General features: G+C 64.7%; 27 protein-coding genes. 14 read left to right on the top strand and 13 right to left on the bottom strand.

Annotation, left to right across the window (positions count from 1 at the left end; translation table 11 throughout):
- Window positions 1-17 precede the first annotated feature (17 nt).
- The 6 genes from FRZ40_RS19210 to FRZ40_RS19185 all read right to left on the bottom strand — a co-directional run bounded on the left by FRZ40_RS19210 (window position 18) and on the right by FRZ40_RS19185 (window position 4,855).
- Entirely contained in the window at window positions 18-1,268 is a 1,251-nt protein-coding gene (locus FRZ40_RS19210; protein ID WP_028367944.1) for an acyl-CoA dehydrogenase family protein, read from the bottom strand.
- Window positions 1,269-1,289: 21 nt separating this feature from the next.
- The gene (locus FRZ40_RS19205; RefSeq protein ID WP_147235193.1) at window positions 1,290-2,054 is read right to left on the bottom strand and encodes an SDR family oxidoreductase; all 765 of its coding nucleotides are present in this window, start codon (window positions 2,052-2,054) and stop codon (window positions 1,290-1,292) included.
- A 41-nt stretch (window positions 2,055-2,095) separates the two neighbouring features.
- Window positions 2,096-3,124 (bottom strand): phosphotransferase, encoded by a 1,029-nt coding sequence (locus tag FRZ40_RS19200; RefSeq protein ID WP_147235191.1) that lies wholly within the window; start codon window positions 3,122-3,124, stop codon window positions 2,096-2,098.
- 24 nt (window positions 3,125-3,148) lie between these two features.
- Window positions 3,149-3,823, bottom strand: a complete 675-nt coding sequence (locus FRZ40_RS19195; RefSeq protein WP_147235189.1) for a histidine phosphatase family protein — start codon at window positions 3,821-3,823, stop codon at window positions 3,149-3,151.
- Window positions 3,824-4,057: 234 nt separating this feature from the next.
- A complete protein-coding gene (locus FRZ40_RS19190; protein ID WP_147235187.1) occupies window positions 4,058-4,291 on the bottom strand; it encodes a hypothetical protein in 234 nt (77 codons plus the stop codon).
- Window positions 4,292-4,390: 99 nt separating this feature from the next.
- Window positions 4,391-4,855 (bottom strand): Lrp/AsnC family transcriptional regulator, encoded by a 465-nt coding sequence (locus tag FRZ40_RS19185; protein ID WP_028367949.1) that lies wholly within the window; start codon window positions 4,853-4,855, stop codon window positions 4,391-4,393.
- A gap of 135 nt (window positions 4,856-4,990) precedes the next feature.
- Here FRZ40_RS19185 and FRZ40_RS19180 point away from each other — a divergent pair, with 135 nt between their 5' ends.
- Window positions 4,991-5,620 (top strand): LysE family translocator, encoded by a 630-nt coding sequence (locus FRZ40_RS19180; protein ID WP_147235185.1) that lies wholly within the window; start codon window positions 4,991-4,993, stop codon window positions 5,618-5,620.
- Between the two features lie 64 nt (window positions 5,621-5,684).
- On the opposite strand, the gene FRZ40_RS19175 is transcribed toward FRZ40_RS19180, so the two are convergent.
- Window positions 5,685-5,858: a DUF1289 domain-containing protein gene (locus tag FRZ40_RS19175; RefSeq protein WP_028370594.1), complete on the bottom strand. Its 174-nt coding sequence runs from the start codon at window positions 5,856-5,858 to the stop codon at window positions 5,685-5,687.
- A 188-nt stretch (window positions 5,859-6,046) separates the two neighbouring features.
- Here FRZ40_RS19175 and FRZ40_RS19170 point away from each other — a divergent pair, with 188 nt between their 5' ends.
- Window positions 6,047-6,367, top strand: coding sequence for a YnfA family protein (locus FRZ40_RS19170; RefSeq protein ID WP_147235183.1), 321 nt, complete (start codon window positions 6,047-6,049; stop codon window positions 6,365-6,367).
- 67 nt (window positions 6,368-6,434) lie between these two features.
- On the opposite strand, the gene FRZ40_RS19165 is transcribed toward FRZ40_RS19170, so the two are convergent.
- Window positions 6,435-6,947 carry a DUF1993 domain-containing protein gene (locus FRZ40_RS19165; RefSeq protein ID WP_028370592.1) on the bottom strand — a complete coding sequence of 171 codons (513 nt, stop codon included), beginning with the start codon at window positions 6,945-6,947 and terminating at the stop codon, window positions 6,435-6,437.
- A 314-nt stretch (window positions 6,948-7,261) separates the two neighbouring features.
- On the opposite strand from FRZ40_RS19165, the gene FRZ40_RS19160 reads away from it, so the two are divergent.
- The 4 genes from FRZ40_RS19160 to FRZ40_RS19145 all read left to right on the top strand — a co-directional run bounded on the left by FRZ40_RS19160 (window position 7,262) and on the right by FRZ40_RS19145 (window position 11,889).
- Window positions 7,262-8,824, top strand: a complete 1,563-nt coding sequence (locus tag FRZ40_RS19160; protein WP_147235181.1) for a S53 family peptidase — start codon at window positions 7,262-7,264, stop codon at window positions 8,822-8,824.
- 112 nt (window positions 8,825-8,936) lie between these two features.
- A complete protein-coding gene (locus tag FRZ40_RS19155) occupies window positions 8,937-10,601 on the top strand; it encodes a S10 family peptidase (RefSeq protein ID WP_028370590.1) in 1,665 nt (554 codons plus the stop codon).
- 239 nt (window positions 10,602-10,840) lie between these two features.
- Entirely contained in the window at window positions 10,841-11,452 is a 612-nt protein-coding gene (locus tag FRZ40_RS19150; RefSeq protein WP_147235180.1) for a hypothetical protein, read from the top strand.
- A 92-nt stretch (window positions 11,453-11,544) separates the two neighbouring features.
- The gene (locus FRZ40_RS19145) at window positions 11,545-11,889 is read left to right on the top strand and encodes a hypothetical protein (protein ID WP_028370588.1); all 345 of its coding nucleotides are present in this window, start codon (window positions 11,545-11,547) and stop codon (window positions 11,887-11,889) included.
- Window positions 11,890-12,155: 266 nt separating this feature from the next.
- Here FRZ40_RS19145 and FRZ40_RS19140 read toward each other — a convergent pair whose 3' ends face one another.
- Window positions 12,156-13,331, bottom strand: a complete 1,176-nt coding sequence (locus tag FRZ40_RS19140; protein WP_420873871.1) for an IS110 family RNA-guided transposase — start codon at window positions 13,329-13,331, stop codon at window positions 12,156-12,158.
- A gap of 228 nt (window positions 13,332-13,559) precedes the next feature.
- Between FRZ40_RS19140 and FRZ40_RS19135 the strand changes: the two genes are divergently transcribed.
- Window positions 13,560-13,835 (top strand): RNA-binding protein, encoded by a 276-nt coding sequence (locus FRZ40_RS19135; protein ID WP_028370587.1) that lies wholly within the window; start codon window positions 13,560-13,562, stop codon window positions 13,833-13,835.
- A gap of 27 nt (window positions 13,836-13,862) precedes the next feature.
- On the opposite strand, the gene nadE is transcribed toward FRZ40_RS19135, so the two are convergent.
- Entirely contained in the window at window positions 13,863-14,699 is an 837-nt protein-coding gene (nadE, locus tag FRZ40_RS19130; protein ID WP_147235176.1) for an ammonia-dependent NAD(+) synthetase, read from the bottom strand.
- Window positions 14,700-15,163: 464 nt separating this feature from the next.
- On the opposite strand from nadE, the gene FRZ40_RS19125 reads away from it, so the two are divergent.
- Complete coding sequence (locus tag FRZ40_RS19125) at window positions 15,164-16,075, top strand: L,D-transpeptidase (protein ID WP_420873892.1); 912 nt, start codon at window positions 15,164-15,166, stop codon at window positions 16,073-16,075.
- Window positions 16,076-16,099: 24 nt separating this feature from the next.
- On the opposite strand, the gene FRZ40_RS19120 is transcribed toward FRZ40_RS19125, so the two are convergent.
- Both FRZ40_RS19120 and FRZ40_RS19115 read right to left on the bottom strand, forming a co-directional pair.
- Window positions 16,100-16,981 (bottom strand): DMT family transporter, encoded by an 882-nt coding sequence (locus FRZ40_RS19120; RefSeq protein WP_147235174.1) that lies wholly within the window; start codon window positions 16,979-16,981, stop codon window positions 16,100-16,102.
- 94 nt (window positions 16,982-17,075) lie between these two features.
- Window positions 17,076-18,632, bottom strand: coding sequence for an ABC1 kinase family protein (locus tag FRZ40_RS19115; RefSeq protein ID WP_147235172.1), 1,557 nt, complete (start codon window positions 18,630-18,632; stop codon window positions 17,076-17,078).
- A 339-nt stretch (window positions 18,633-18,971) separates the two neighbouring features.
- Between FRZ40_RS19115 and FRZ40_RS19110 the strand changes: the two genes are divergently transcribed.
- Window positions 18,972-19,727 (top strand): DeoR/GlpR family DNA-binding transcription regulator, encoded by a 756-nt coding sequence (locus FRZ40_RS19110; protein WP_028370582.1) that lies wholly within the window; start codon window positions 18,972-18,974, stop codon window positions 19,725-19,727.
- 15 nt (window positions 19,728-19,742) lie between these two features.
- On the opposite strand, the gene FRZ40_RS19105 is transcribed toward FRZ40_RS19110, so the two are convergent.
- A complete protein-coding gene (locus FRZ40_RS19105; RefSeq protein ID WP_147236736.1) occupies window positions 19,743-20,852 on the bottom strand; it encodes a 2-aminoethylphosphonate--pyruvate transaminase in 1,110 nt (369 codons plus the stop codon).
- Window positions 20,853-21,213: 361 nt separating this feature from the next.
- Here FRZ40_RS19105 and phnS point away from each other — a divergent pair, with 361 nt between their 5' ends.
- The 5 genes from phnS (at window position 21,214) to FRZ40_RS19080 (ending at window position 26,124) form a co-directional block, all read left to right on the top strand.
- Complete coding sequence (gene phnS / locus FRZ40_RS19100) at window positions 21,214-22,311, top strand: 2-aminoethylphosphonate ABC transporter substrate-binding protein (protein ID WP_028370580.1); 1,098 nt, start codon at window positions 21,214-21,216, stop codon at window positions 22,309-22,311.
- Window positions 22,312-22,435: 124 nt separating this feature from the next.
- A complete protein-coding gene (gene phnT / locus FRZ40_RS19095) occupies window positions 22,436-23,539 on the top strand; it encodes a 2-aminoethylphosphonate ABC transport system ATP-binding subunit PhnT (RefSeq protein ID WP_147235171.1) in 1,104 nt (367 codons plus the stop codon).
- Window positions 23,517-24,440, top strand: a complete 924-nt coding sequence (locus tag FRZ40_RS19090; RefSeq protein ID WP_147235169.1) for a 2-aminoethylphosphonate ABC transporter permease subunit — start codon at window positions 23,517-23,519, stop codon at window positions 24,438-24,440. The genes phnT and FRZ40_RS19090 overlap by 23 nt, the downstream gene beginning before the upstream one ends.
- A complete protein-coding gene (gene phnV / locus FRZ40_RS19085) occupies window positions 24,440-25,300 on the top strand; it encodes a 2-aminoethylphosphonate ABC transport system, membrane component PhnV (protein ID WP_147235167.1) in 861 nt (286 codons plus the stop codon). The genes FRZ40_RS19090 and phnV overlap by 1 nt, the downstream gene beginning before the upstream one ends.
- Window positions 25,301-25,380: 80 nt before the next feature.
- Window positions 25,381-26,124 (top strand): phosphonate utilization associated transcriptional regulator, encoded by a 744-nt coding sequence (locus FRZ40_RS19080; protein WP_147235166.1) that lies wholly within the window; start codon window positions 25,381-25,383, stop codon window positions 26,122-26,124.
- Window position 26,125 lies beyond the last annotated feature (1 nt).

The raw sequence follows: 26,125 nt of genomic DNA, 5'->3' as shown, positions 1-26,125 counted from the left end.
CTTGCGCAACAGGATGATCAGTCGCGCGCGGGCGGAGTCAGATACGCCGCCGCTGCGCCGGGCGTCCCCTTACCCGCGCCGATCTCCATGCGCGCGATCGCTTGCAGATGCACTTCGTCGGGGCCGTCCGCGTAGCGCAGCGCGCGCCCCCACGTCCAGTGATCGGCGAGCGGCGTGTCGGGACTCACGCCCATCGCGCCGAACACCTGCATCGCGCGATCGCAGACGGTGGTGTGCAGTTGCGGCACCAGTGCCTTGATCATCGAGATTTCCTTGCGCGCCGCCTTCGCGCCCACTTCGTCGATGAGCCATGCCGTCTTCAGCACGAGCAGGCGCGCCTGATCGATTTCGATGCGCGACTTCGCGATCCACTCGCCGACAGTGCCATGCTGATGCAGATACTTGCCGAATGTCTTGCGCTCCTGCGAACGCTCGATCATCAGTTCGAGTGCGAGTTCCGCCGCGCCGATCGAACGCATGCAGTGATGAATGCGCCCCGGCCCCAGCCGCGCCTGCGCAAGCGCGAAGCCGCTGCCTTCCTCGCCGAGCAGATTCGACGCGCTGACGCGCACGTTCGTGAACGTGACCTCGCAATGGCCTTCCGGCGAGGTGTGGTTCATCACGGGAATGTTGCGCACCACTTTCAGGCCGGGCGTATGCGCAGGCACGAGAATCATGCTTTGCTGCCGGTGCGTTTCCGCGTCGGGGTCGGTCTTGCCCATCACGATGAAGAGCTTGCAGTTCGGGTGCGCGGCGTTCGTGATGAACCATTTGCGCCCGTTGATTACGTAGTCGTCGCCGTCGCGGCGGATCGACGTCGTGATGTTCGTTGCATCCGACGAAGCGACGTCCGGCTCCGTCATCGCGAATGCCGAGCGGATCGTGCCGTCGAGCAAAGGCACGAGCCATTGCTCGCGCTGCGCGGGCGTCGCGAACATGTGCAGCAGTTCCATGTTGCCCGTGTCGGGCGCATTGCAGTTGAAGACTTCGGGCGCCCACGAAATGCGGCCCATGATTTCCGCGAGCGGCGCGTATTCGAGGTTCGTCAGGCGCGTGCCAGGCTCGTCGTCCTTCAGATGCGGCAGGAACAGATTCCACAGGCCTTCGGCTTTCGCCTTCGCTTTCAGGTCTTCCATGAAAGCGGGAGGGAAGTGCCCCGCGTGCACTTCGTCGAGCCATTGACGATGACGCGGCACGATGTGCTCGTCCATGAACGCGCGCACGCGGCGGCGCAAGTCTTCAACCTTGGGGCTGTAGCCGAAATTCATGATGTGTTTCCTGGTGTGTTGCTAGATCGTCAGGCCGCCGTCGACGACGATGCATTCGCCGTTCGTGTAGCTCGCCGCGTCGGACACGAGATACAGCACCGTGCCCGCCATTTCGTGCGGCTCGCCGTGGCGGCGCAGCGGAATGTTGTTGATCCAGTGTTGGTAGATGTCCTTGTTCTCGAACAGCGCGCCCGCGAATTTCGTTTTCGTGAGGCCGGGCAGCAGCGCGTTCACGCGAATGCCGAGCGGTCCGCATTCCTTCGCGAACGCCTTGGTCATGTTGACGACGGCCGCCTTCGTGATCGAGTAGATGCCTTGCTGATCGCCGGGCTGCAATGCGTTGACGGAAGCCGTGTTGACGATCGCGCCGCGTCCTTGCGCCTTCATCAGCTTGCCGGCTTCGACGGACATGAAGAAGTAGCCGCGCACGTTCACTTCGACTGTCTTGTTGTAGGCGGCGAGGTCCGTGTCGAGGATGTGGCCGAAGTACGGATTGGCCGCCGCATTGTTGACGAGGATGTCGAGCTTGCCGTGCTTCTCGCGGATATGCGCGAAGGTCGCGGCGATATCCTCCATGCGCCCGACGTGGCAGGCGAACGCCTCCGCGCTGCCGCCCGCTGCGCGAATGGCCGACGCCACCTGCTCGCATTCGTCGATCTTGCGGCTCGACACGATCACATGCGCGCCCTGTTGCGCGAGCAATGTCGCGATTGCTTCGCCGATGCCGCGGCTTGCGCCCGTCACGAGTGCGATGCGGCCCGTCAGGTCGAAACGATTCGTGCTCAAGGTTGTCTCCTTCATGTTTTATCGTTGGATGCGTGTGACGCTTACGCGATGACTTCGACCGCGAGTTGCGCGAGCGGCTCGACCATTGCGCCGACTTCATGTGCTTCCGCGCTCGACGCGTTGCCTTGCAGCGCGCGCGCCTTCACGCCCTGCGCAATCGACGCGAGGCGGAAGAAACTGAACGCGAGATAGAACGGCCAGTTGTCGATTGCGGGCAGGCCGCGCAGCGCGCAGTACTGCGCGACGATCTCCTCTTCGTCGGGCACGCCGAGGGCGGCGCGGTCCTGGCCGCGCAAGCCGGTGATATGACCTTGCGACGGCAGCCGCAGGCACATGCAGAAGTACGCGAGATCGGCGAGCGGATTGCCGAGCGTCGACAGTTCCCAGTCGAGGATCGCGCGCACGTGCGGCGTATCGCTCGCGAAGATCAGGTTGTCGATGCGGAAGTCGCCGTGCACGAGCGACACCCGCTGTGTATCGGCGGGGCAGTGCGCGGGCAGCCATTCCATCAGCGCTTCCATCGCATCGATGCGCTGCGTTTCGGCGGCGCGGTACTGCTTGGTCCACACGCCGATCTGACGCTCGAAGTAATTGCCCGCGCGCCCGTAGTCGCCGAGGCCGACGGCTTGCGGATCGACGTCGTGCAATGCTGCGAGCGTCCCCACGATCGACGCGTAGCAAGCGCGCCGCGCGTCGCGCTCCACTTCGGGCAGCGCCGGGTTCCAGAAGATGCGGCCTTCCTCGTAGCTCATCAGATAGAACAGGCTGCCGATCACGTCACGGTCTTCGCACAGATGCCACACGTGCGCAACGGGCACGGGCGTATCGGCGAGCGCACTCAGCACGCGGTATTCGCGGTCGACGGCATGCGCGGACTTCAGCAGCTGTCCGGGCGGCTGACGGCGCAGCACATAGCGGCCGCTTTGCGCGTCGAGCAGATAGGTTGGATTGGACTGCCCGCCCGCGAACTTCGTCGCGCGCAGCGGGCCGCGAAAGCCGGCGACGTGTTGCTCCAGATAATGCGCAAGGCGGTCGAGGTCGAGCGTGGTGTCGTGTTGATCGCGAGTCATGTCGGTCGATGCGTCGTGGCTGGATTAACCATAGGTCTGAAAAGCGCAGCGCTGTGGATCGTCGAGATGGCCGATGCCGTTGAAGCTCGACAGTTGCAGCGTGTCGCGATTGAAGAAGTAATGGCTGACGCTGCTGTTGCGGACCTGCATGTTCAGCGCGATGGCCGTTGCGGCAGGCGCCTGCAGGATCTGCTGCGTGAGCGCTGCAATCACGCCGCCCGAACTGACGACGAGCACGCGCTGCCCGTTGCCATGCTGGACCGCGCAGCGCGCATCGGCGACGCGTTGCTGGAACGCTTGCCACGTTTCGGGCACGCATGCGTCGAGGGCGCCTTCTGCCCACAGTTGCAGCACTTCGCGCAAGGCCTTGAAGAAATCGCGCGGACTGCGCGCGGCGCGTTCGGCAAGCGCGGCATGTTCGCCTTCGAGCGCGCGAAACAGCGCGTGGAAATCGTATTCGTCGAAACCGGAATCAATCTCGGTTTCGAACGGCGGAACGCCGAGGCCGCGCCAGATCGCATCGAGCGTCTGCGCGTGGCGCCGCAGCGTCCCCGTCATCACGCGATCGAAGTGGATGTCGCGTTGCGCGAAGTATTCGCCTAGCCAGAGGCCTTGCTGCTCGCCGACATCGGAAAGCCGGTCGTAGTCGTCGGCGCCCAACGACGCCTGGCCGTGCCGTACCAGATAGAGTTCCGCCATCGCATGCTTGCCTGGGAAGAGGTGAAGCCCAGCTTAGCGGCGGTTAAGGCATTCCTGAAGTTTATTTGTTGAATCTTGGGGTATTCAGTGAGGTGATGACGTGGGTGTCTGAATCGCAACTAACTGTCTTTTTTTGTACTCCTTGGACATTCTCGCGGCGTGAGCCGGGGCGTTTCCACCACCTGCGCGCCGCGGGTTGCGCCGAACGCCATCAGTATCCGGCGCGTAGTCCGCTCAGCGGTTGCCGTCAAGCAGATCGTTCAGGATCGTGTCGAACTCGGATTGGGCGTCTTCGAGTTCCTGCAGGGCGGCGTCGAAGGTCTGCAACGCGATCTGCGAAGGGCGGCCGCTGCCCGCAGGCGGAAATTGCGATTGCAGCGCGGCGAAGGCCGTCTGCACCTGTTTCGTTGCGTTCAAGACGCGCTCCATCGCGCGGGTTTCTTCGGCTCGCGCCGCTGCGTGATCCATGCCAATGCTCCGTATTTCGTCGTGCCGTGTCGGCGAGGCGCTCACTATGCCACGAGTCGCGCGTCATTTCGCCTGTGTCTGTTGTGCGCGGCGTCTGGATCAACTCAGCGGCAAGCCGCCATTCGCCTTCACTTCGCGCAGCGACAGCGACGATTCCACCGATGTCACCCCCGGCAGACTGCGCAATTCGTCGCGCATGAAGCTGCCGTAATCGTCGAGATCGCGCGCGACGACTTGCAGCACATAGTCGGCGCTGCCCGACACGTTGTGACACGACAAGATGCGCGGGATCGCCAGCACTTCGCGCTCGAAGCGCGTTGCGGTAGCACGGTCGTGAACGGCGAAGCGGACGTACACGAAAGACACCACCCCGAAGCCCAGCGCCGAGCGCGACAGCATCGCGCGGTAGCGCTCGATGTAGCCGTCGCTTTCGAGCCGTTTGAGCCGGCGCGCGCAGGGCGTTTCGCTGAGTCCGACCGTCTCGGCGAGCTTCGCGTTGGACATGCGGCCGTCCGCTTGCAGGGCCGCGAGGATCGCGCGATCTGTTTTGTCGAGTTCGTTCATATGTGAGGGGAAAACATTTCGGAATAGGCGAAGTGTAGGTCAATTCGCTAATTCGTTGGCGTAGCCGAATGAAAATCGCCAGCATCCGCTAGTGGGGTCAATGCATCATGAATGCCTCGACACATGAGGTTTTCCATGATTTCCGCTCATCTTCTGATTCTGTATGTCACGGCGCTCGTCGTGGTGTTTGCGCTGCCTGGGCCGGACATGGCGCTCGTGCTGCAGACGAGCATCGGGCGGGGCGCCCGTCACGGTTTCGCCGCTTCCGTCGGGCTCGGCATCTCGCGCGCGACGCACGTGACGCTCTCCGCGTGCGGCGTGGCGGCGCTGCTGCGCAATGCGCCGTGGCTCTACGAAGTGGTGCGTTTTGGTGGCGCGATTTATCTGGCGTGGGTGGCCGTGCAGATTTTCCGCGCACCCATGTTCGCGCTGCCGTCGGGCGGCGCGCCGGCCAGCGACGACGGCGCGCTGCGCACGGCCTTCGTCAAAGGACTGTTCACGAACCTGCTGAACCCGAAGGCGCTGCTGTTCTGCTCGGTGCTCCTGCCGCAGTTCGTGCGTCCTGAAGCGGGGCCCGTCGCGTGGCAGATGATCGAACTGGGTGTCGTGCTGGTCGCGCTCGGCGCCTGTTTCGACGCGATCTACGCGATCGGCGGGGCGCGGATCGCCGGCTGGGTGCGCGCGCATCCGCTCGCGCAGACGTTGCAGCGCTGGCCGTTCTCGGCGGCGCTGATCGGCTTTGCGGTAAGGCTTTCGCTCGATTGATCGACGGGCGGCCGCCGCGCCGCCTGTGCCTCTGTCTTTGTCTTTGTCTGTGCCTGTGTCGTGCTTACTTGCGAATCGTCGCCACGCGTTCCGGTTTCTGGTCGATGATCTTGCGCCGATGCTTGTCCTTCATCTTCTTCCAGCCTTTGCATTCTTCCCGGGTGCGCAGGCAGCCGATGCAATAGCCGGTCTTGCTGTCGAACTTGCAGATGTCGATACAGGGCGATTTGACACTCATGCTGGCGTGCTCGTGAGCGGTTGGGTAACGGTGAGAGCGGGTTGAGAGCGGGGTGAGCGGGTGAAAGCGACTGTCGCACGCCGCGCCTGCCGCGAGCAAAGTGATTGTGTTTATAAAGGCGATAGACTGCTGGGCGCGCCTGGTCTTGACAGCGATTCGCGCATCGACCGATCACTTCACTCCTGCCGATGAAAACCCTGTTGCTCTACGTCGTGACCGCCATCGCCGAAATCGTCGGCTGCTATCTGCCCTGGCGCTGGCTCAAGGAAGGCGGCCCCACGTGGCTGCTGCTGCCGGGCGCCGTGAGCCTCGCGCTGTTCGCGTGGCTGCTGACCTTTCATGGCACGGCGGCGGGCCGCGTCTATGCGGCTTACGGCGGCGTCTACGTGGCCGTGGCGATCCTCTGGCTGTGGTGCGTCGACCATGTGCGGCCAAGCGCCTGGGATTTCGCCGGCGTCGCGCTGACGCTGGCAGGCATGAGCATCATCGCGTTCCAGCCGCGCGTGTGATTCTTCTGGCGCGCGAACCGGCGACCGCCGCCGGTTCGCGCATCGTTTAGCGGTGTTCGCGCCGCTTTCAGCTATTCGGCTTGCCGAGGAAGTCCAGCTTGCCAAGTTCGACGCCGTTATGGCGCAGGATGTCGTAAGCCGTCGTGATGTGGAAATAGAAGTTCGGCATTGCGAACCCGAGCAAATAAGACAAACCGTTGAACTCGACGGGACCGCTGCGCATCTTCAACGTCACCGTACGCGTTTCCGATCCGTCGATCTGCGCGGCATTGAACTCCTTCAGATAATCGATCGTTTTCTGAATGCGTGCGTGCAGTTCGTCGAACGTGAACTCGACGTCGTCGAACTTCGGCGCCTCGACGCCGGCCAGACGCGCCGCGCAACCTTTGGCCGTATCCGTCGCGATGTGCACCTGGCGGGCCAGCGGATGCATGTCCGGGAAGAGGCGCGCACCCGTCAGCACGGACGGATCGATCTGCTTTTCTGCCGCGTGCGCCTGTCCCTTGCCGAGAATGGCCTGCAGATTGGTGAGGCCGCGAATCAGCACGGGAATGGATGCCTGAAACATCGAGATGGTCATGGATGGTCCTCGAATTCATGGGGTCGCGCGCCCTTGGGCACGCGGTCGCATAGCGTAACGCAACGGCGTAAATGCTGCTGGAGCAACGTAACGCGAATCCCGTTCGCGACAAAAGCTGGCCGTTCGGCTAGCCATCCGGCCAGGTGCCTGGCGGGCCGGAACTGTGTTCGAATGGATTGGTCGGAAGGTTGTCGTTGCCTCGTGACCAGCGTCGTGACGCGAGCGGGATCGTGGCGCACCGACGCTTTGCGCAACCCGCGTGCGCAGTGTTTCAAACGCGTGGTTTCGTGCCATTCAAAGGGAGAATCGCAACCATGACGAAACATCCATTGCCCGGCAGCGAGCGCCAGCTCGCGCCCGGTTCGAAGGTGGTCGCGCAGTGCGATCCGTCGGAAACGATTCAGGTGGTGGTCGTACTGCGCCGCAAGGACGAGCAGCAGTTCGCCCAGATGATGAAAAAGATCGAGGCGGGCGCGGCGGACGCGAAACTGCTCACGCGCGATGAACTCGAACAGCGCTTCGGCGCATCGGCGGAAGACATTGCGAAACTGAAAGCCTTCGCTACGCAACATGGCTTGACGGTGGTCCGTGAGGATGCGTCGGCGCGCACCGTCGTGCTGAGCGGCAAGATCGATCAGTTCCAGAAGGCGTTCGACGTGCAGCTGCAGCACTACGAGCATCAATCGATGGGTCGCTTTCGGGGCCGCACGGGTGCGATCAGCGTACCCGACGACCTGCATGGCGTCGTGACGGCCGTGCTGGGTCTCGACGATCGTCCGCAGGCGCGGCCGCACTTCCGCATTCGCCCGCCGTTCCAGCCGGCGAGAGCACAGCCGGCTTCGTCGTTCACGCCGCTGCAACTCGCGTCGCTGTACCAGTTTCCGCAGGGCGACGGCAGCGGCCAATGCATCGGCATCGTCGAACTGGGCGGCGGCTACCGCACGGCCGACCTCGACAACTACTTTGCGAGCCTCGGCGTACGCTCGCCGAAGGTGGTTTCCGTCGGCGTCGACCAGAGCGGCAATCACCCCACGGGCGATCCGAACGGACCCGACAGCGAAGTGACGCTGGACATCGAGATCGCAGGCGCCATCGCGCCCGCCGCGACCATCGCCGTGTACTTCACGACCAACAGCGACGCCGGTTTCATCGACGCCGTCAGCCAGGCCGTGCACGACAAGACCAACAAGCCGTCGGTGATCTCGATCAGCTGGGGCGCGCCGGAAAGCGTGTGGACTGCGCAGTCGATGAAAGCCTTCAACGACGTGCTGCAATCGGCTGCGGCAATCGGCGTGACGGTGTGCGCGGCGTCGGGCGACAGCGGCTCCGGCGACGGTGTCGGCGACGGCAGCGATCACGTCGACTTTCCCGCGTCGAGCCCCTACGTGCTCGCATGCGGCGGTACGAGTCTGCAAGGCTCCGGGCAATCCGTTTCGCATGAAGTGGTGTGGAACGATGGCGCGAACGGCGGTGCGTCGGGCGGCGGCGTGAGCGGCGCCTTTCCCGTGCCGGCGTGGCAGGAAGGCCTGTCGGCATCGGCCGCGCAAGGCGGAAAGCAGGCTTTGACGGGGCGCGGCGTACCGGATGTGGCAGGCGACGCTTCGCCGCTGACGGGCTACGACGTGATCGTCGACGGCAACAATACGGTGGTCGGCGGCACCAGCGCCGTCGCGCCGCTGTGGGCCGCGCTGATCGCGCGCATCAATGGCGCAAAAGGGGCGCCCGTCGGCTTCGTCAATCCGAAGCTGTACAAGGCGTCGGGTGCCTGCAACGACATCACGCAGGGTAACAACGGCAGTTATGCGGCCACCACGGGCTGGGATGCCTGTACGGGATTAGGTAGTCCCAATGGTGTGAAGGTGGCAGCAGCTTTATAGTCTGGGCAGCGGGCGCTTTGAGTGTTAAGCAGGTGGCATGACAGTGGCATAAAGGCGGCGATCAACGCATCGCAATCGTGAGCAATACACACAGGCATTCGATGGAGCGATCATGACGAATACCGAATCGGCTTCCGGCAGTTTGCAGTCGCCTCACAATTCACACGCCGCGCAGGAAGCATCCGCCGCGAGCGGGTCGCACAAGGCGGGCGACCAGCCGTTCTTCGATCCCGTCGCGTACGGCAACGGCCCCGACGACTCGGTCACGGACACGAGCGAGAACGCCGCGATCACCAGGCATTCGATCACGATCGGCGGCAAGAAGATCAACTACACGGCCACGGCCGGCCATCTGGTGACGGTCGATCCTTCCAGTTCGCAGCCGGCGGCCAAGTTCTTCTACGTCGCCTTCACGCAGGATCACCAGAAGGAAGAGACGAGGCCGCTCACGTTCTTCTACAACGGCGGGCCGGGCTCGTCGTCGGTGTTCGTGCTGCTCGGGTCGTTCGCGCCGCGCCGCATCAAGACGTCGATGCCGAGCTTCACGCCGCCCGCGCCGTATCAGATGGAAGACAACCCGGACAGTCTGCTCGACAAGAGCGATCTCGTCTTTATCAACCCGGTCGGCACGGGCTATTCGGCGGCCGTGGCGCCGCGCAAGAACCGCGATTTCTGGGGCGTGGATCAGGACGCCGATTCCATCAAGCAGTTCATCAAGCGCTATCTGACCAGGAACAGCCGCTGGAACTCGCCCAAGTTCCTGTTCGGCGAGTCGTATGGCACGGCGCGCAGTTGCGTGCTCGCCTACAAGCTGCATGAAGACGGCGTCGATCTGAACGGCGTCACGCTGCAGTCGTCGATCCTCGACTACACGCAGGCGGGCAATCCCATCGGCGCATTGCCCACGGCCGCCGCCGACGCCTGGTATCACAAGAAGCTCGGCGTCGCGCCGAGGCCCACGGATCTCGGCCAGTTCGTCGAAGAAGTGGCGCAGTTCGCTCGCACCGACTATCTGAACGCGCTGCGCAAATTCCCGACCACCGACAACGCCGTGGTCGAGAAGCTGAGCGAATACACGGGCATCGACAAGGCCACGCTGCTGGCGTGGAGCCTCGACATCGCCGGATACGACAGCCGCGGCAACTCGCTGTTCCTGACCACGTTGCTCAAGTCGAAGGGGCTTGCGCTCGGCGCGTATGACGGCCGGGTGACGGCAATCGAAACGGGCATCGCGGGCAAGATCGATCCGAACTCGGGCGGCAACGATCCGACCATGACGGCCGTCACGGGCGTCTACACGACGATGTGGAACGTCTATCTGAACGAGCAGTTGAAGTTCACGTCGAACTCGGCATTCACGGATCTGAACGATCAGGCGTTCAAGTTCTGGGACTTCGGTCACATCGATCCGACGGGCGAGCAGAAGGGCGTCGACAGCAAGGGCAACATCATCCTGTACACGGCGGGCGACCTCGCGGCCGTGATGGCGCTCAACGTGGATCTGAAAGTGCTGTCGGCAAACGGCTTCTACGATTTCGTCACGCCGTTCTATCAGACGGTGATCGACTTGCAGCAGATGCCGCTTCTGAGCCAGCAGGTGCGCGACAACCTGGCAGCGCGCTTTTACCCGTCGGGGCACATGGTGTATCTCGACGGCGGCTCGCGCACGGCGTTGAAGGCCGATCTCGCGTCGATGTACGACGCCGCGGTCACCAACACGGAGGCGCTCGGGCGCGTGCGGGCACTGCAGGCGCTCACGGCCGCGAAGATGCATTGAACGGGCGGGGTTATGCCCGCAGCAGACAGGTAGCGTTGCGGCTCATGAAAACGCTGCAAGGCGAGGGCATCGCGGCTGTATTGCGATGCCCTCGATGCCGAGAGCATCGAAATTGTTAAGCGATTCAATGGGGCGGCAAATCGGGCGACAAATCGGGCGGTATTTACGTCATGCGTCCCGAATGTGTTTTAATTGTCTTGCGAATTAACTCCCCCGCGCTGTTCAAGGCGCGCTGATTAATGAATGCAGGGAAGGTGACCGCGCCCGCTCAGGCGCGTGACGTTGATCGAATCGAATCCATTGCCCGCGACACGGGCCGTGCCGCGGGCCGCGCGCGAGCGATGCGTATGCGCGGTGTCGCGCTCTTCGTCGTCGCGGCCGGCTTGTATCTGCATGCTGCGTCGTCGTGTGCGCAAGATGCGTCGATGCTCGACGAACGCGTGACGCAGCAGAACATCGCCGCGACGATCTGCCGCCCCGGTTACGCCGACACGGTTTCGCCACCGTTCGACGACATGATGGAGCACAAGGACAGGCTGCTCGCCGAGCGGGGCATCGACAGCGAGCACGGCACGCGCTACGCGCTGGACCGTCGCGTGCCGATCGTGCTGGGCGGATCGCCGGATGCGCCCGATAACCTCGATCTGCTGCCGTGGGGCGGACACAAGGGCGAGCGCCGCAAGGAATTGCTGACGGCGAAGCTCAAGCGCTGCGTGTGCGAAGGGCGCATGAGCCTGAGCGACGCGCAGAGCGCTATCGCCGGAAACTGGTCCGCGCACTATGCGGGCTTCGGCAGCGCACCGTGCGACGGCGATCGCGGCGTGGCGTCGATCGGCGACGACGGCTCCTGAGAGCGGTCGCTGCTTCTGCTGCTGGGTTGCGCTCGGTCCACTTTCCCGGACGCCGCGCCGCGCGGCCAACCGTCACAATCTGGAGAACCAATATGAAGCAATCATTCATCGCTATTGCCGTGGCCGCGTTTGGCTGCCTCGCGGCGAGTCAGGCCGCGTTGGCGGCGTCGCCGTGCGGCAAGGACGACGCGCTGCAAATCCGCGGCGATACGCCGGGCGCGATTAGCTACGACGTCTATCGCCAGTTGCGCCCGCTCGACGTGCACCGTCTCGCGCTGTTCCAGGATGCAGGCACTGTCAAGCGTCTTCCGGATGGACTCGACGTGTGCGGGATTGCCGACGACGGCGTCGCCGATCCTTCCGCCGTCCTCGTCCACGTGCCGCAGGGCAAGATGGCGTGGTGGGTCAGCGCGGCGAACGTCGAGAACGCGGACTGATATGACTTTCCGTGTCAATCGGGATCGGTTTTCGTTTGGAAGACACATGAATTTCCTGAGGGCGACGTAGCAGTAAGTCTCGACGGTGGATCGCACTGATATTCGCGGGTTGGGTACCGCATTACAGAGGTCCGCCCCTTGAGCCTGCCGCTATCTAAAGTCGCAAATCGAATGATGTCCGTTGCATAGTCCAGCCGCGGGTTGCTCGGGTGCCGGGCTACGCCGCCTTCAGGAAACTCGTCAAATCTGTGTAGCCAAGCTCAGCGCTACGCCGGCTGCTCGTTTCGCGTTACGGCGAGCGACATTGCGAGCTTGCTGATGTCCCAGATGAACCCCGCAAGTTCGCGTGCGACGGCGACGACAGCGATGTTCACATTCTTGCCGCGTGCTGCCAGCTTGCGGTATCGGCGGCAGAGTCGGACCTGTGCGTCCCAGGCACGGTCGAGGATGCGTTTGGGGATGCCTTCATGTCGGCGCTGAATTTCCGGGCTCACGCGTGCCGGGTATCTGTAGCTCCAGGCGGCCTCGACGAGCAGCTTTCTTGCATAGCTATTGCCGTTCTTCGTGATGCTGCCCTGACGCCGCCGCTCACCCGAAGAATGTTCTGAGGGCGTCACGCCCAGCCAGGCCATCAGTTGACGCGGGTGCTCGAAGCGGGAGAGGTCTCCCAATTCGGAGAGCATGCCCACGGCGGTGATGAACTGTATGCCGCGCATGGTCTGCAGACCGAGAATGGCCGGATAAAATCGCCAGCCGACGACAGCTTCGTGCAGGGTCGCCTCGAGGCGCTTACATTGCGCAAACCTGTCTTCGATCGTGCGACGGCACTCGTCGAAGGCCAGTTGCTGCCAGTGGTTTGGGAATGCAAATACGCTTATCCATCGCCGGTGCTCGGGACCCCAGTTGGCGTTACCTGAGTAGCGGACTCCATGCGATAGCAGGAAGGACTTCAATCGCTGGCGGGCCTGTCTGAGATCTGCTTTCGCTGCCGCCCATGTGCGCGCCAGGTCCCGGAACGCCTCATCTTCAACATCCGGCACGTGTACCGCTGACAGGTCGCCAGCGCGCAGTGCGCGTACGAGCTTGACCGCATCGCGCCGGTCCGTCTTGACGCGCTCGCCCGGTTTCTTCGGGACCAGGGACGGCGCGCATACCACGCAGTCGAATCCTCTTTCAACGAGCTCCCTGTAGAGTCCGTAGCCGCAGGGGCCGGCTTCATAGACAACGCGGACATGGCGCGCCTTCGACTGAACACGCTTGCACAAGCGATCGATATCCGCCTTCAGCGTTCCGATCTTGCCCAACAGTTCCACGTCGGCCATATCGATTGCGTACGCCACCGTGATCGACTCCTTGTGAACATCCAGACCGACAAACACCGTGCTATCGTGGTTCACGCTGGCCTCCGCGCTGGAAATCGCCGGGGTGTGCCCTGTGCACATCGTGCGGCTCTGGCAGTGATGCTAACCCGCGTTTGGTTCCTCACGGCGGGCCAGCCACTGGCTCACGGAAAGTCATACTGCCTAAACCCGCCGCGCTTCATGCGGGCATGTCTCGCCCTGCGTTGCCGCGGGGCACGTTTCTGGCTAACCTGACAGTCGTCTCGATGCAGTACCAGTGCCGCCCCAAGGCACGTTGTATGACCACCATCAACAGAGAGCGTGGCGCGTATGAAGATCATCGTGTGGAACATCCCCGAGTCCTGCTCGGAGCAGGAAGTGCGTGATTTTCTCGGCCACGAACTCGGCCATTATGCGAAAGACATCGAAGTGTTCGAGCAGGGCACGTCCAACGCGTACGCCAAGGTCGATGTCGATGCCGACGAGGCCTATGTCGCCGACGTCATTGCGCAGCAATTCAACGGCAAGCAGCTGGGCGGCGTATCGCTGCAGGTGAGCGCCGTGCCTTTCGGCGGCGACGAAACGCCGCCGCGGCGTCGCCCGTAATTCACGCGCACGCGCAGCCGCGCGTTTTCAATCGAAGGGCGTGTAAGGCAGCGCGCGCTTGTGACGCGTGCTGTCGTAGAAACGCATGACGGTGTCGAACACCGCATTGCTCACCGGCTTGCCTTCGAGAAAATCGTCGATGTCCGCGTAACGGATGCCGTATGCGTCCTCGTCGGGACGTTGAGGGCGCAACATTTCGAGGTCGGCGGTCGGCACCTTGTGCGCGAGGGCATCGCTGGCGCCGAGTGCGGCAGCGAGCGCGCGCACGCGCCGCTTGGTCAGTCCCGCGAGCGGCAACACGTCGGCCCCGCCGTCGCCGAACTTCGTGAAGAAACCCATCACCGATTCCGCCGCGTGATCCGTGCCGACGACGATGCCGCGCCGCGCGCCCGCCGCCGCATATTGCGCGATCATCCGCTGGCGCGCCTTGATGTTGCCGTGCACGAAGTCCTGCTGCGACTCGTCGGCGAAGGGCAGGCCGCCAGCCGTGAGTGACGCGAGCATCGCATTGGCGGCGGGGCGGATGTCGACCGTCAGCGTTTCGTCGGGCCGGATGAACGCGAGCGCCTGTTGCGCATCGGCTTCATCGTGCTGGACGCCGTACGGCAAACGCATCGCGACAAAACGCGCGTCGTAATTCGCGGCGCGCAGACGTTCGACGGCCAGTTGCGCGAGCCGCCCCGCCGTCGACGAATCGACGCCGCCGCTGATGCCGAGCACGTACGCGTCCAGTCCGTTCGCGCGCAGATAGCCGGCGAGAAACGTGACGCGCTGCTCGATCTCGAGCGTGGCGTCGAACGTGTCGGCGACATGCAATTCTGCTGCGATCTGCCGCTGACGCGCGGCACGTTCCTGCTGATCCATCGACATTCTCCTCGCAAGGCGCGGTGATATCGGTTGCGATGATTGCATGAACTGCGGAATTCGGTGCGCCGTCATGCGTTGTCTGGTTTAATGATGCATACCCATCAACCAATCTGAACGATTGCAGCGTTGAATCGACAGAAACTGAATCGTCGAATATCGGACAGTGCGACGGTTGGGTTCGTCATGATCAGCAGCCCGGCGCGGGCGCAACGTACCGTGCCGGAAGACGTCCGGCGGCATGCCGCGAGCGGCTGCGCGGACGGAGCGGCAGGCAGTGATGTTCGAACAACATGACCAGCAAAAAAGAGAACAGGAAGTTCATTCCGCCTGCACGAGAGAAGGCGGAATGGCAGAGCGGGACTCTGTGCAGCGATGACGGGGATGCGTGGATCGACAGGACTGCGTTGGTTCGGCGCGCAGGTTCGGCTGCTGTGCGTCGACGTGTGTCGTCGTTCGGCTTGATGCTCGGCCTGACGGTGGCCGTTTCGCTGGCCGTCCCCGCATACGCGCAAAACGCATATGCCGCCGACGCGCCGCAAGATGCCGCCACTCCCGCCGTCGACGCGTCGGGTGTCGCGGCGCACGATGCAGTCGGAGGCGTGGACCCGCGCCGCGCGTTGCTGCTGCGCGACATGTTCGCAAGCAGCGTGACACGCCGTCTGAAGGTGCCGGCCGCCGAACAGCGCGCATACGGCGGGCGTCTGCAGCAGGCGCTCGAGCAGAACGATCTGGGCAGTCTGTCGGGTGAGTATGTGGTGCTCGTCGATCGCAGCGAGAACGTGCAGGCGCTCTTCATCTACTTTCGAGCCGCGCCTTCGGGCGCCTGGCAGATGATCGGCGCGTCGCCCGTCGCGACGGGCCGCCCCGGACAGTACGATCACTTCATCACGCCCCTCGGCGTGTTCGAGCACACACCTGAGAACATGGATTTCCGCGCGGAAGGCACGATGAACCAGAACGGCATCCGCGGCTACGGCAATCACGACATGCGCATTTTCGACCTCGGCTGGGCGCAGGGCGAGCGCGGCTGGGGCAAGGGCGGCATCTCGCAGATGCGCTTCCAGATGCATGCCACCGACCCCGACAAGCTCGAACCGATTCTCGGCATCCGCCATTCGAAAGGCTGCGTGCGGATTCCGGCGTCGCTGAACGTGTTTCTCGATCATTACGGCATTCTCGATCGCGATTACGAGGCACTCGTCGCCGAAGGGAGCTCGTTGTGGGTGCTGCATTCGAACCGCGTCGCGACGCCGTGGGCGGGGCGTTATATCGTCGTCGTCGATTCGCAGCGCAAGGCGCGGCCCGGCTGGTCGCCGGCGCCGGGCGCCAGGGCTCGCGCGAAAGTGCCGGCGAACGCCGATACGGCGGACTAGCCGCAGGGCAAGCGCGCGGCGCGCTTACGAGCGCGCCAGCAGCACCCCGACCAGCGCGACGGCGAAACCCGCCACCTGAACTGCCGTCAGCGTTTCGCCGAAGCCGACATAGCCTTCGAGCGCAGCCAGCGGCGGCGCGAGAAACAGAAGCGCCGTCGCGCGCGACGCGTCGCCGCGCCGCACCATCCACACGAGCAGCGTGACGCTCACGCCAGACAGCATCACGACGCCCCACGCAAGCGACATCCACAGCGTAGGCGACGGAATCCATCGATCCTCGCCGAGCGCCAGCGCGAACACCAGCACGACGGCGGCAGCGCCGAAATTTTGCACGGCGCTCGCGCTACGGATATCGGCCTTCGACAGCGAGGTCTTCTGGATCAGCGTGCCCGCCGTAATCGCGCCCACGGCGAAAATCGACACGCCGACCACCAGCCATTGCGGCACGTCGCCCACATGGCCTTGCGTGATGGGCGCAGGCGCGGCCGCGAGTTTCGGTTCAAGCACCAGCGCGACGCCCGCAAGTCCGAGCAGCATGCCCGTCCAGCCGCGCCCCGACAGGCGTTCGCCGAACAGCGGCGCGGCCACGGCGGCCGTCAGCAGCGGCTGCAGCGCGCCGAGCAGCGCCATGATGCCCGCGCTCATGCCTTGCGCGACGGCCCAGTAGCCCGCACCCAGATAGACGCCTTGCAGCAGCGCGCCCGCGATCAGATGCTTGCCGAGCGCGCGGCCCCGCGGCCATTCGACGCGCGCAACGAGCGCCGCCGCCATGAACAGCAGCGCGGTGCCGCCGAAACGCGCGAGCAGGAAGAGATTGGGATCGGCGAAAGGCTTGATCGCGCGCGCGACCACGAAACCCGTCGACCACAGAACCACGAAGACAACTGCATTGAAGACAACCAGCATCGGACGACCCGAACTTCGGACACGAAGCACGCAGTATGGGCGCAAGCGCGTGCAGCCGTCTTGTTCGAAGCTGCACTTGCCGCAGTGTGTCCGATCAATACGCGAGGAGCACCGCAATCGCTCCGAGCAGCCCGCCGCAAATCGAGCACGCCCACAGCAGCGTGCGCGTGCGCCGGTATTCGAGCAGCACGTCGCTGACGAGTTGCGTCTGCTGCCTGACGTGGGTCACTTCATGCTGATGCTGCAGATAGCGCACCGCGAGCTGCGGAATGCGCGGCACGAGATGCGCGAGATGCGGCAGTTCCTGCGCGAGATGCTTGACCCAGCCGCGATGATCGCGTTCGCGGCGCGCGAGCGTCGCCAGCACGGAGCGCGCGATCTTCCACGAATCGACGCCGGGATGCAGCGCGTTCGCCAGCATCTCCGCCTGGCCGAACGCGCGCTGTGCGGCGGCGAGACGCGCCGGCACGGAGCCGCCGAACGGATGCACGGCGAACAGCAGATGCTGGAACAGCGCGCCCGCCGAGCGCTCGTGCGACGCCGGCGCGAATTGCCCTTCGGCGCGCATGCGCAATTCGGCTTCGAGCTTCTCGGGGCGCGTGTCCTGCGATACGTGCCCGGCATCGCGATGCAGATGCGCAAGGCGCCCATAGTCCTGATCGAACAGCGCCGTGGCGCCGTGCACGAAAAACTCGCGTTCCTGCGACGAGAGGCTCGACATCACCGCGAAGTCCGCCAGCACGATGCGCCCGAGCGTGTCCGGCTCGACGCTCACGCGCACGCGCCGGGCATCGAGCGTCGCGTGAAAGAAGCCGTGCTCGAAGGCCTGTTCCGTGACCACTTCGACGATGTGCTCGGCGAGCGGCACGAGCTTCACGCCGCGCGCCGACAGACCGCCGAGGTCGAGCGCGGGCAGCGACTCGATATGCTGCATCGCGAGCGTGCGGTCCGTGCACAGCTCCCAGATCACGGCGGGAATCGCAAGCCGCCTGTCGCCGTCGAAATGATGCGCGGTCTGGCTCAGGTTCGCGGCTTCGGCGCGCAGGTCGAAGCGGCGCAGAATCTCCTGCGTGAAGGTCTCGGCGAGTTCGCGCAGCCGCAGACGGCGCGCGTTCTTCGACAGCTTTTCCATCCAGCGCGCGACCCAGCGCAGCAGCGCGGCTTCGTCGGCGATTTCCTGGACTTGAGCGGCGCGCACGAGCTTGATCGCGAGATCGCGATGTCCGTTGATCGGCTCGGCGAGCCGCGCGACGTGTGTTTGCTCGGCAAAGCCGTTCTGCGCGGGAGTCAGATCGATCGCGGCGAAGTGCGTCGACACGGGGCGGCCGAGCGCTGCCGCAATCGCGTGTTCGACTTCGTCCGGCGGCAAAGGCGTTTCGAGGTGGCTGACGGCATCGATTGCATCGTGCAGCGTGCCCGTCGCGAGCTCGGGGCGGCGCGCAAGCGATTCCGCGAAGGCGCTCGCCAGCGGGCCGAGGTTCGGCAGCGCGCGGTGCACGCCCGCTCGGCCGCCGGGCGACTCATGCACGCGCGACGCGAGCGTGACGATCCAGTGCAGCTTGTGATGCTCGGGCGCGGCGAGCCAGATGAGGCGCGCGCCGTAGCGCAGCGCGTGAAACAGCAGTCGTAGGCGGCGAAACAGAGGCGGCATCGGCGGGTCGTTCGACAAGGCGCATCGGCGATGCGTGAGAAGACCGCTCAGATTAGCAAAGATGAGGCGCGCGGAACATCGGCACGGACACGGCGATGCGTCCAACGCCGCACGCGGGCACCGTCGGCTGACGCCGCACCAACGCCGCACCAACGCCGCAGCAACGTCGAACCAACGTCGAACCAACTTTGAGCTGACGGTCAGCCCCCAGGCCGCTCACCGCGAAGCCCGGCTGGCGACGTCCGAGTTCCGCGCCGTCCACGCATGCGTAATACAATACGGCGGGCTTGCTCTATCCCTGAACAGATGCTCGCCGCATGACGGCGGCCAAGACAACCTATGCTGGCAGAACAACGTCACCAATACATACTGGCTAAGGTCACGAAGACGGGCGCACTCTCGGTCGCCGAGCTGGTTCGCGAACTCAACGTATCGCGCGAAACGATCCGGCGCGATCTGAACGCGCTGGCCGAGCGCGGCCTGATCGTGACGACGCACGGCGGCGCGTTGTCGAGCGACCGGCGTGAGCCCGACCTCGATACGCGCGACGCCGCGAATGCCAGCGCGAAGCGCGCAATCGGCGAACGCGCGGCGCAACTGGTGCCCGACGGCGCATCGGTGATCATCGATTCGGGCAGCACGACGCACGCGGTCGCGCGCGCGCTCACGGACCGTCACCGTCTGACCGTCTATACGAACGACTGGCGCATCGCGCTGCTGCTCGGCCGCCGCAACGACAATCGCGTGACGCTGCTGGGCGGCGAGCTGTCGGACAACGAAGACGCCGCGTTCGGCCTCGACACGATCACGCAGCTGTCGCACTATCACGCGGACTTCGCGCTGATCGGCGCGGGCGGCATCACGCCCGACGCGCAGCTGTCCGACTACTCGCGCATGGCTGCCGAAGTGCGCAGCAAGATGATTGGCGCGGGCGCGACCGTGATCGTCGTCGCCGACAACTCGAAGTTCGGCCGCGTGACGCCCGTGCGCATCGAAGGAATGGAGCAGGCGCGCTATGTCGTCACGGAACTCGCGCCGGATCGTGCGCTCGCGAAGGCGATCACTGCACGCGGCCCCGAAATCCTGATCGCGTGAGTGTCGCGTTCCATCTCATTTCACGCTGATACCGAGGCTCGCCAGCGTCCGGCCGATCGCCGCGACGGCGTTGTGCATCTCGTTCGTGTCGATCGCACCGATGCAGCCGACGCGGAACGTCTCCACCTGCGTCAGCTTGCCCGGATACAGCACATAGCCGGCCTCGCGCACGGCTGCATAAAACTCCGCAAATTGCCACTTCGGATCGCGCGGCGCATGGAACGTGACGATCACGGGTGCCTGCACGTCCGCCGCCAGGAACGTCTCGAAGCCGAGCGCCTTCATGCCGTCGACGAGCACCGCGCAGTTGCGCGCATAACGCGCACCGCGCACCGGCTGGCCGCCTTCCGCGATGAACTGGTCGAGAGCCGTGCGCAGTGCGGCGAGCACGTGCGTCGGTGGCGTAAAGCGCCATTGCGTGGTCTTTTGCATGTACGCGAACTGGTCGTACAGGTCGAGCGCGAGCGACGGCGAGCGTCCTTCGCACGCTTCGAGCACGCTACGCCGCACGATCACGAAGCCCATGCCAGGCACGCCTTCCAGACACTTGCCGCTGGCCGACACCAGCGCATCGATGCCGCCCAGCCGCAGATCGATGGGCAGCGCGCCGAACGAACTCATCGCATCGACGATCAGGCTCTTGCCGTGGTGCTTGCAGACGGCGGCAATCTCGTCGAGCGGGTTGAGCAGGCCGGCGCTCGTTTCCAGATGCACCTGCGCGACGTGCGTGATGCGCGGATCGCGGTTGAACGCGTCTTCGATCGCGGCGGCGCTCACGGGCTCGTCTTCGCGCAGCGGCAATTCCACATATGCAATGCCGAGGCGCTGCAGCACCTTGACGATGCGCGCGCAGTACGCGCCGTTGTTCGGCACGAGCACGCGGCCGTCGCGCGGCACCAGCGTGCCGAGCGCGGCTTCGACGGAGAACGTGCCGCTTCCCTGGAGCGGCACGCAGACGTAGTCGTTTTCGCCATGTACGATCTCGATGAGATCGGCGCAGACGCTTTGCGTCATGCGGTTGAACGCGGTGTCCCACGAGCCCCAGTCGCGCAGCATCGCCTGGCGCGTCGCGGGCGAGGTCGTCAGCGGTCCCGGCGTGAGCAGGATCGGGTCGTTTCCAGGAATCACACAGCCTCCTTCGTATGGGGCAGATGCGCCGTGGCGGGCGCGCGTTGCAAAGCCTGTTGCTTTGCAGATGGCTTTGCATATTATTGGCTAATTGTGTCGTTTTGTGGAAATCGTCATTATCTTCACGTCGATGTCACAAAAAGAGACGATCCTTGCCGTGCCCGTTCAGGCAAGGCAGCCGGCAACACGTAATGGTCGGAGGGATGCCTTGGCAGAAACGCCGCAAAAAAAGTTGTCAGCAATCTGCAATCTGCGCGGCTTCGGCCGCGACGTCAGGCGGAAAGCGCCCCCGAAGCGCTGTCCGGACACCACCACTATCGGGTTACCCACAGGTTTTTTGCCTTTCGGAGAGAACGACATGAAGAAGACGGATCACCATCGCTCGACGGGTCAGATCGCTCGCCACGCGCGCAAGCTGTTGCCCGCGCTGGTCGCGGCAGCCGCGTTCGGCGGCGCGATGTCCGCGCACGCAGCGGGCGCCGTCGTGCTGTACACGGCTGACGGACTCGAGAATCTCTACAAGGACGTGCTGCCCGCGTTCGAGAAGCAGGAAGGCGTGAAGGTGAACATCGTGACGGCGGGCAGCGGCGAAGTCGTGAACCGCGCGACCGTCGAAAAGGACGCGCCGAAGGCCGACGTGATCGTCACGCTGCCGCCGTTCATCCAGCAGGCGGCGCAGGGCGGGCTGCTGCAGAACTATCAGAGCGTGAACTACAAGAACGTGCCCGCCATCGCGAAGGCGCCGGACGGTGCATGGGCGACGTTCGTGAACAACTATTTCTCGTTCGCGATCAACCCGGAAGTCGTGAAGAACCAGCCGAAGACGTTCGCCGACCTGCTGCACCCGGACTACAGCGGCAAGGTCGCTTACTCGAATCCGGCGACGGCGGGCGACGGCATGGCCGTGATCATCCTGACGACGTCGCTGATGGGCGAAGACAAGGCGTTCGACTACCTGAAGAAGCTCGAGCAGAGCGCGAAGTTCCACACGAAGGGCACGGGTTATCTCGACGTGCTGCTCTCGCGTAACGAAATCGCGGTGGCGAACGGCGACTTGCAGATGGATCTCGACGACGCAGCCAACGGCGGTCTGTCGCTCAAGCCGATCTTCCTCGCGGCGGAGGCGGGCGGGCAGCCGACCACGTTCCAGCTGCCGTACGCAATCGGCCTGATCAAGAACGGTCCGAACCAGGCGGGAGGCAAGAAGCTGATCGACTATCTGATGTCGACGGAAGTGCAGGCCAAGGTGCCGGATATCTTCGGCATTCCGGGCCGCACCGACGTGCCGCTGTCGGGCAAGAACGGCGCGGCCGTCAAGCAGGCGATTTCCGGCGTCAAGCTGATCCCCGTCGACTGGAATCAGGTGATGGCGAAGAAGGCTGACTGGACGGCTCGCTGGAAGAGCGAAGTGATCGGCAATTCGGGCAAGCAGCTCGAAGTCGTCAAGCCGAAGTAATTCCGGCGTCCGATGAAAGCGCGCGGCATGACGGCCCGCAGAAGATTGCCGTCATGCCGCGCGGCAAGCATGCTGGCGCGGTGACGCGCCATTCAAAGTCACCAAACGTAAGAGGATGGCCCCGGTGAACACTGCAACAACTCTTGCCGGTTCCGGCGCGCTCGACGCCACGCCGCGTGCGGAAGGCGTCGCGCAGACAGGCGCGCCTGGCGGCGTGCAGATCGATCACCTGACTGTGCGTTTCGGCTCGCGCACGGTGCTCGACGATCTGTCGCTGACGATCGAGCGCGGCGAACTGTTGACCGTGCTCGGCCGAAGCGGCTGCGGCAAGACGACGTTGCTGCGTTTCATTGCCGGTTTCATCGAAGCGGATGGCCTCGCAGGCACGCTGTCGGTCGCGGGCCGCGATCTTACGCATGTGCCGCCGCACAAGCGCAATCTGGGTCTGCTGTTCCAGAGCTATGCGCTGTTTCCGCATTTGTCGGTATTCGAGAACGTCGCGTTCGGTCTGCGCGCGCGGCGCATTCCGGCGAAAGAAATCGCGCGGCGCGTCGCTGATGCGCTGAAGCTCGTGCAGCTCGGCGATGCCGGCCACGTGATGCCCGCGCAACTGTCGGGCGGCATGCAGCAGCGCGTGGCGCTGGCGCGCGCGCTCGTGATCGAGCCCGATGTGCTGCTGCTCGACGAACCCCTTTCCGCGCTCGACGCCAATCTGCGAGCGTCGGTGCGTTCCGAACTGAAGGCGCTGCATGAGCGCCTGCCGAATCTGACGATCGTCTGCGTGACGCACGACCAGGACGACGCGCTCGTGCTGTCCGACCGCACGCTGCTGATGCGCGAAGGTCATATCGCGCAGCTCGGCACACCGCAGGAACTGTACGACCAGCCGAGCGACGCGTTCGTCGCGCGCTATCTCGGCGCGGCCAATCTGCTGCCGCCGAACGTCGCGTTTCCGATCGGCGATGCGCGCTATGGCGAGCGCGACCGCGTCGCGTGCCTGCGTCCCGAAGCGATGCGCATCGTGCCGCTCGGCGAAGGCCAGTTGCACGGCACGATCGCGACGGTCGAATGGTACGGCTCGGTGCTGTCGGTGCAGGTCGCGCTCGACGCGATGCCGAACGACCTCGTGCAGGTGTCGATGCAGCGCGGCACCGGCGTGACGCCCGAAAAGGGCGCGCGGATCTCCTTGCGTTACGAGGCAGACGATGTCGTCCTTATCAAGCCCTGATTCCATCGCCGCGTCGCGAGACGCGCAGCGCGCCGCGACGGCGGCGTCGCACGCGGCCGCGAAGCGCCGGCGCGAGCGGCTGTCGCAATGGCATCTGCTGTTTCTGCTGGTTGTCGTGCTCGGTCCGCTCGTGATCTATCCGCTGATCCGTCTGGTGCTGCTCAGCCTGACGGGCGCGCATGGACTGACTTTCCACGCGTATTCGACGTTCTTCCAGAATCCGGAGACGAGCGGCGTGATCGGCACGACGCTGTGGATCCTGTTCGCCAGCGCGGGCCTCGCGTCGATACTCGGCGTTGCGCTCGCGTCGCTGCTGTTCTTCAAGCCGTTTCCGGGCGCGCGCCTCGTGACGCGCTTTCTGGAACTGTTCGTCGCGTTCCCGTCGTTTCTGGTCGCGTTCACGCTGATCTTTCTGTACGGATCGCAAGGGTCGGTGAGTATCGGGCTGCAACGTCTGTTCCATCTCGAAGCGCCGCCGCTCGATTTCCTGTTCGGCATCGGCGGCGTGATTCTCGCGGAAGTGGTGTTCTACGCGCCGTTCGTCGTGCGCCCCACGCTTGCTTCGTTCGCGCTGCTCGACATGCGGCTGATCGAAGCCGCGCGCAGTCTCGGCGCGAACGGCTGGATGGTCGCGTTTCGCGTGATTCTGCCGCTCGCGTGGCCGGGCATCGCGGCGGGCACGATCCTGTGCTTTCTGCTGACGTTGAACGAGTTCGGCATTCTGCTCGTGCTCGGCAGTGCGCACCTGATCACGCTGCCCGTGGCGATCTATAGCTCGGCGACCGTCGATCTCGATCTGCCGGCAGCGGCGGCGGGCGCCGTCGTGATGCTGGCGATGTCGCTGTCGTTGTACGCGCTCTACCGCCAGGTCAACAAGCGCAAGGTGGGAGGAGCGAAGTAATGTCCGACGTCGATCAAACCGTTCTGCCTGCCGTGCATCATCGCGCGCGGCCCGTTCAGCACGGACTCTTCGTGCGCGCCGCGGGCGCGCTCTTCATGGGATTCGCCGCGCTGCTGTGTTTCTGGCTGTTCGTGCTGCCCGTGATCGTGGTCGCGCTGTCGAGCGTCGCCGCGCACTGGTCGGGCACGATCCTGCCCGACGGCTTCAGCATGCGCTGGTTCGAGCGGCTCGGCGGCAGCGATTTCGATGCGCTCGTCACCAGTCTGCAAATCGGCTTCGGCGTGGCGATTCTCGGCACGATACTCGGCCTGTGGCTCGCGCTGGCGCTCGAAGGGCGCGACCGGCGCGGACTCGGCGCGCTCGTCGATACGATCGCGATGGTGCCCAACGGCGTGCCGAGCGTCGTGCTCGGGCTGGCCGTGCTGATTGCGTATCACAAGAAGCCCGTCGATCTGTCGAGTTCCGCTGCCATCGTCGTGTTCGTGCAGCTCGCGCTGGTTCTGCCGTTCTGCTATCGCTGCGCGGCGGCGGCGCTGCGCCCCGAACTGACCGTATTGCGCGAAGCGGCCGCGAGCCTCGGTGCGCCGCCGTCGATGGTGCTGCGCCGCGTCGTGCTGCCGCAACTGGTGCCCGCGATCCGCGCGTCGCTCGCGCTCGGCTTCGCGCTGTCGCTCGGCGAACTCGGCGCGACGCTCACCGTGTATCCGCCTGGTTTCGCGACCGTGCCGATCGTCGTCGTCGGGCAGGTGGAGCGCGGCTATTACCTGCCGGCCTCGGCACTTTCGCTGATTTTGCTGGTCGCGTCGCTGGCCTCGCTGCTTCTGATTGCCGCCCGCGTGCCGCGTCGCCGCGTGGATTGATCGTCAACGTTTCCTGATTTTTTCGTGAGGTGTGCCGACGTCGGCACGCCGTGCACATTGGTGTGGCAAATATTGTCGAAATGACCGAAAATATGGAAATTGGCTCGGACGACAAAATCGACGTGGTTCGGCGGCATTCGCTGACGGCGCTGGTGCGCGACGAGATCGAGCGCCACATCGTCGACGGCAAGCTGGCGCCGGGCGAGAAATTGAACGAAGCCGAATGGGCCGCGCGGCTGCAGGTGTCGCGTGGTCCCGTGCGCGAGGCGTTTCGCGCGCTGGAGCAGGCGGGACTCGTGCGCAACGAGAAGAACCGCGGCGTGTTCGTGCGGACGGTGTCGCTGGCGGAAGCCGACGAAATCTACGCGGTACGCGCCGTGCTCGAAGAGGCAGCGTGCCGGATGCTCGCGCCGCGCATCGATGCCGCGCAACTGGCGGCCTTGCGCGCGCATGTCGAAGCGATGCGCGCCGCGCTGGATGCCGGCGATCACGATGCGTACACACGCTCGAACGTCGCGTTTCACGACGCGATCGTCGCGACGGCGGGCAACGGCAAGCTGTACGAGACGTATCGCAGGCTGGTCGGCGAACTGAGTCTGTTCCGGCGTGCTGCGCTCGGTGTTCGCTCCGGTGCGATGAGGCAGTCGCTGGCCGAGCATCGCGCGATTCTGTCGGCGCTGGCTGCGCGCGACGCGGACGAAGCCGCGCGACACATGCTCGCGCACGTGGACGGCGGCAGGCGGCGCGCACACGAGGCTGCGGAGCCGCGCGCGGCGGACGCAAGTGATGACGATGACAACGGGTTGAGCGCGCTGCTCGCCTGAA

Source organism: Paraburkholderia azotifigens, from assembly GCF_007995085.1.
Taxonomy (GTDB): Bacteria; Pseudomonadota; Gammaproteobacteria; order Burkholderiales; family Burkholderiaceae; genus Paraburkholderia; species Paraburkholderia azotifigens.
The sequence above is the reverse complement of the archived record's forward strand: the minus strand, read 5'-3'. Positions and strand labels throughout refer to the sequence as shown.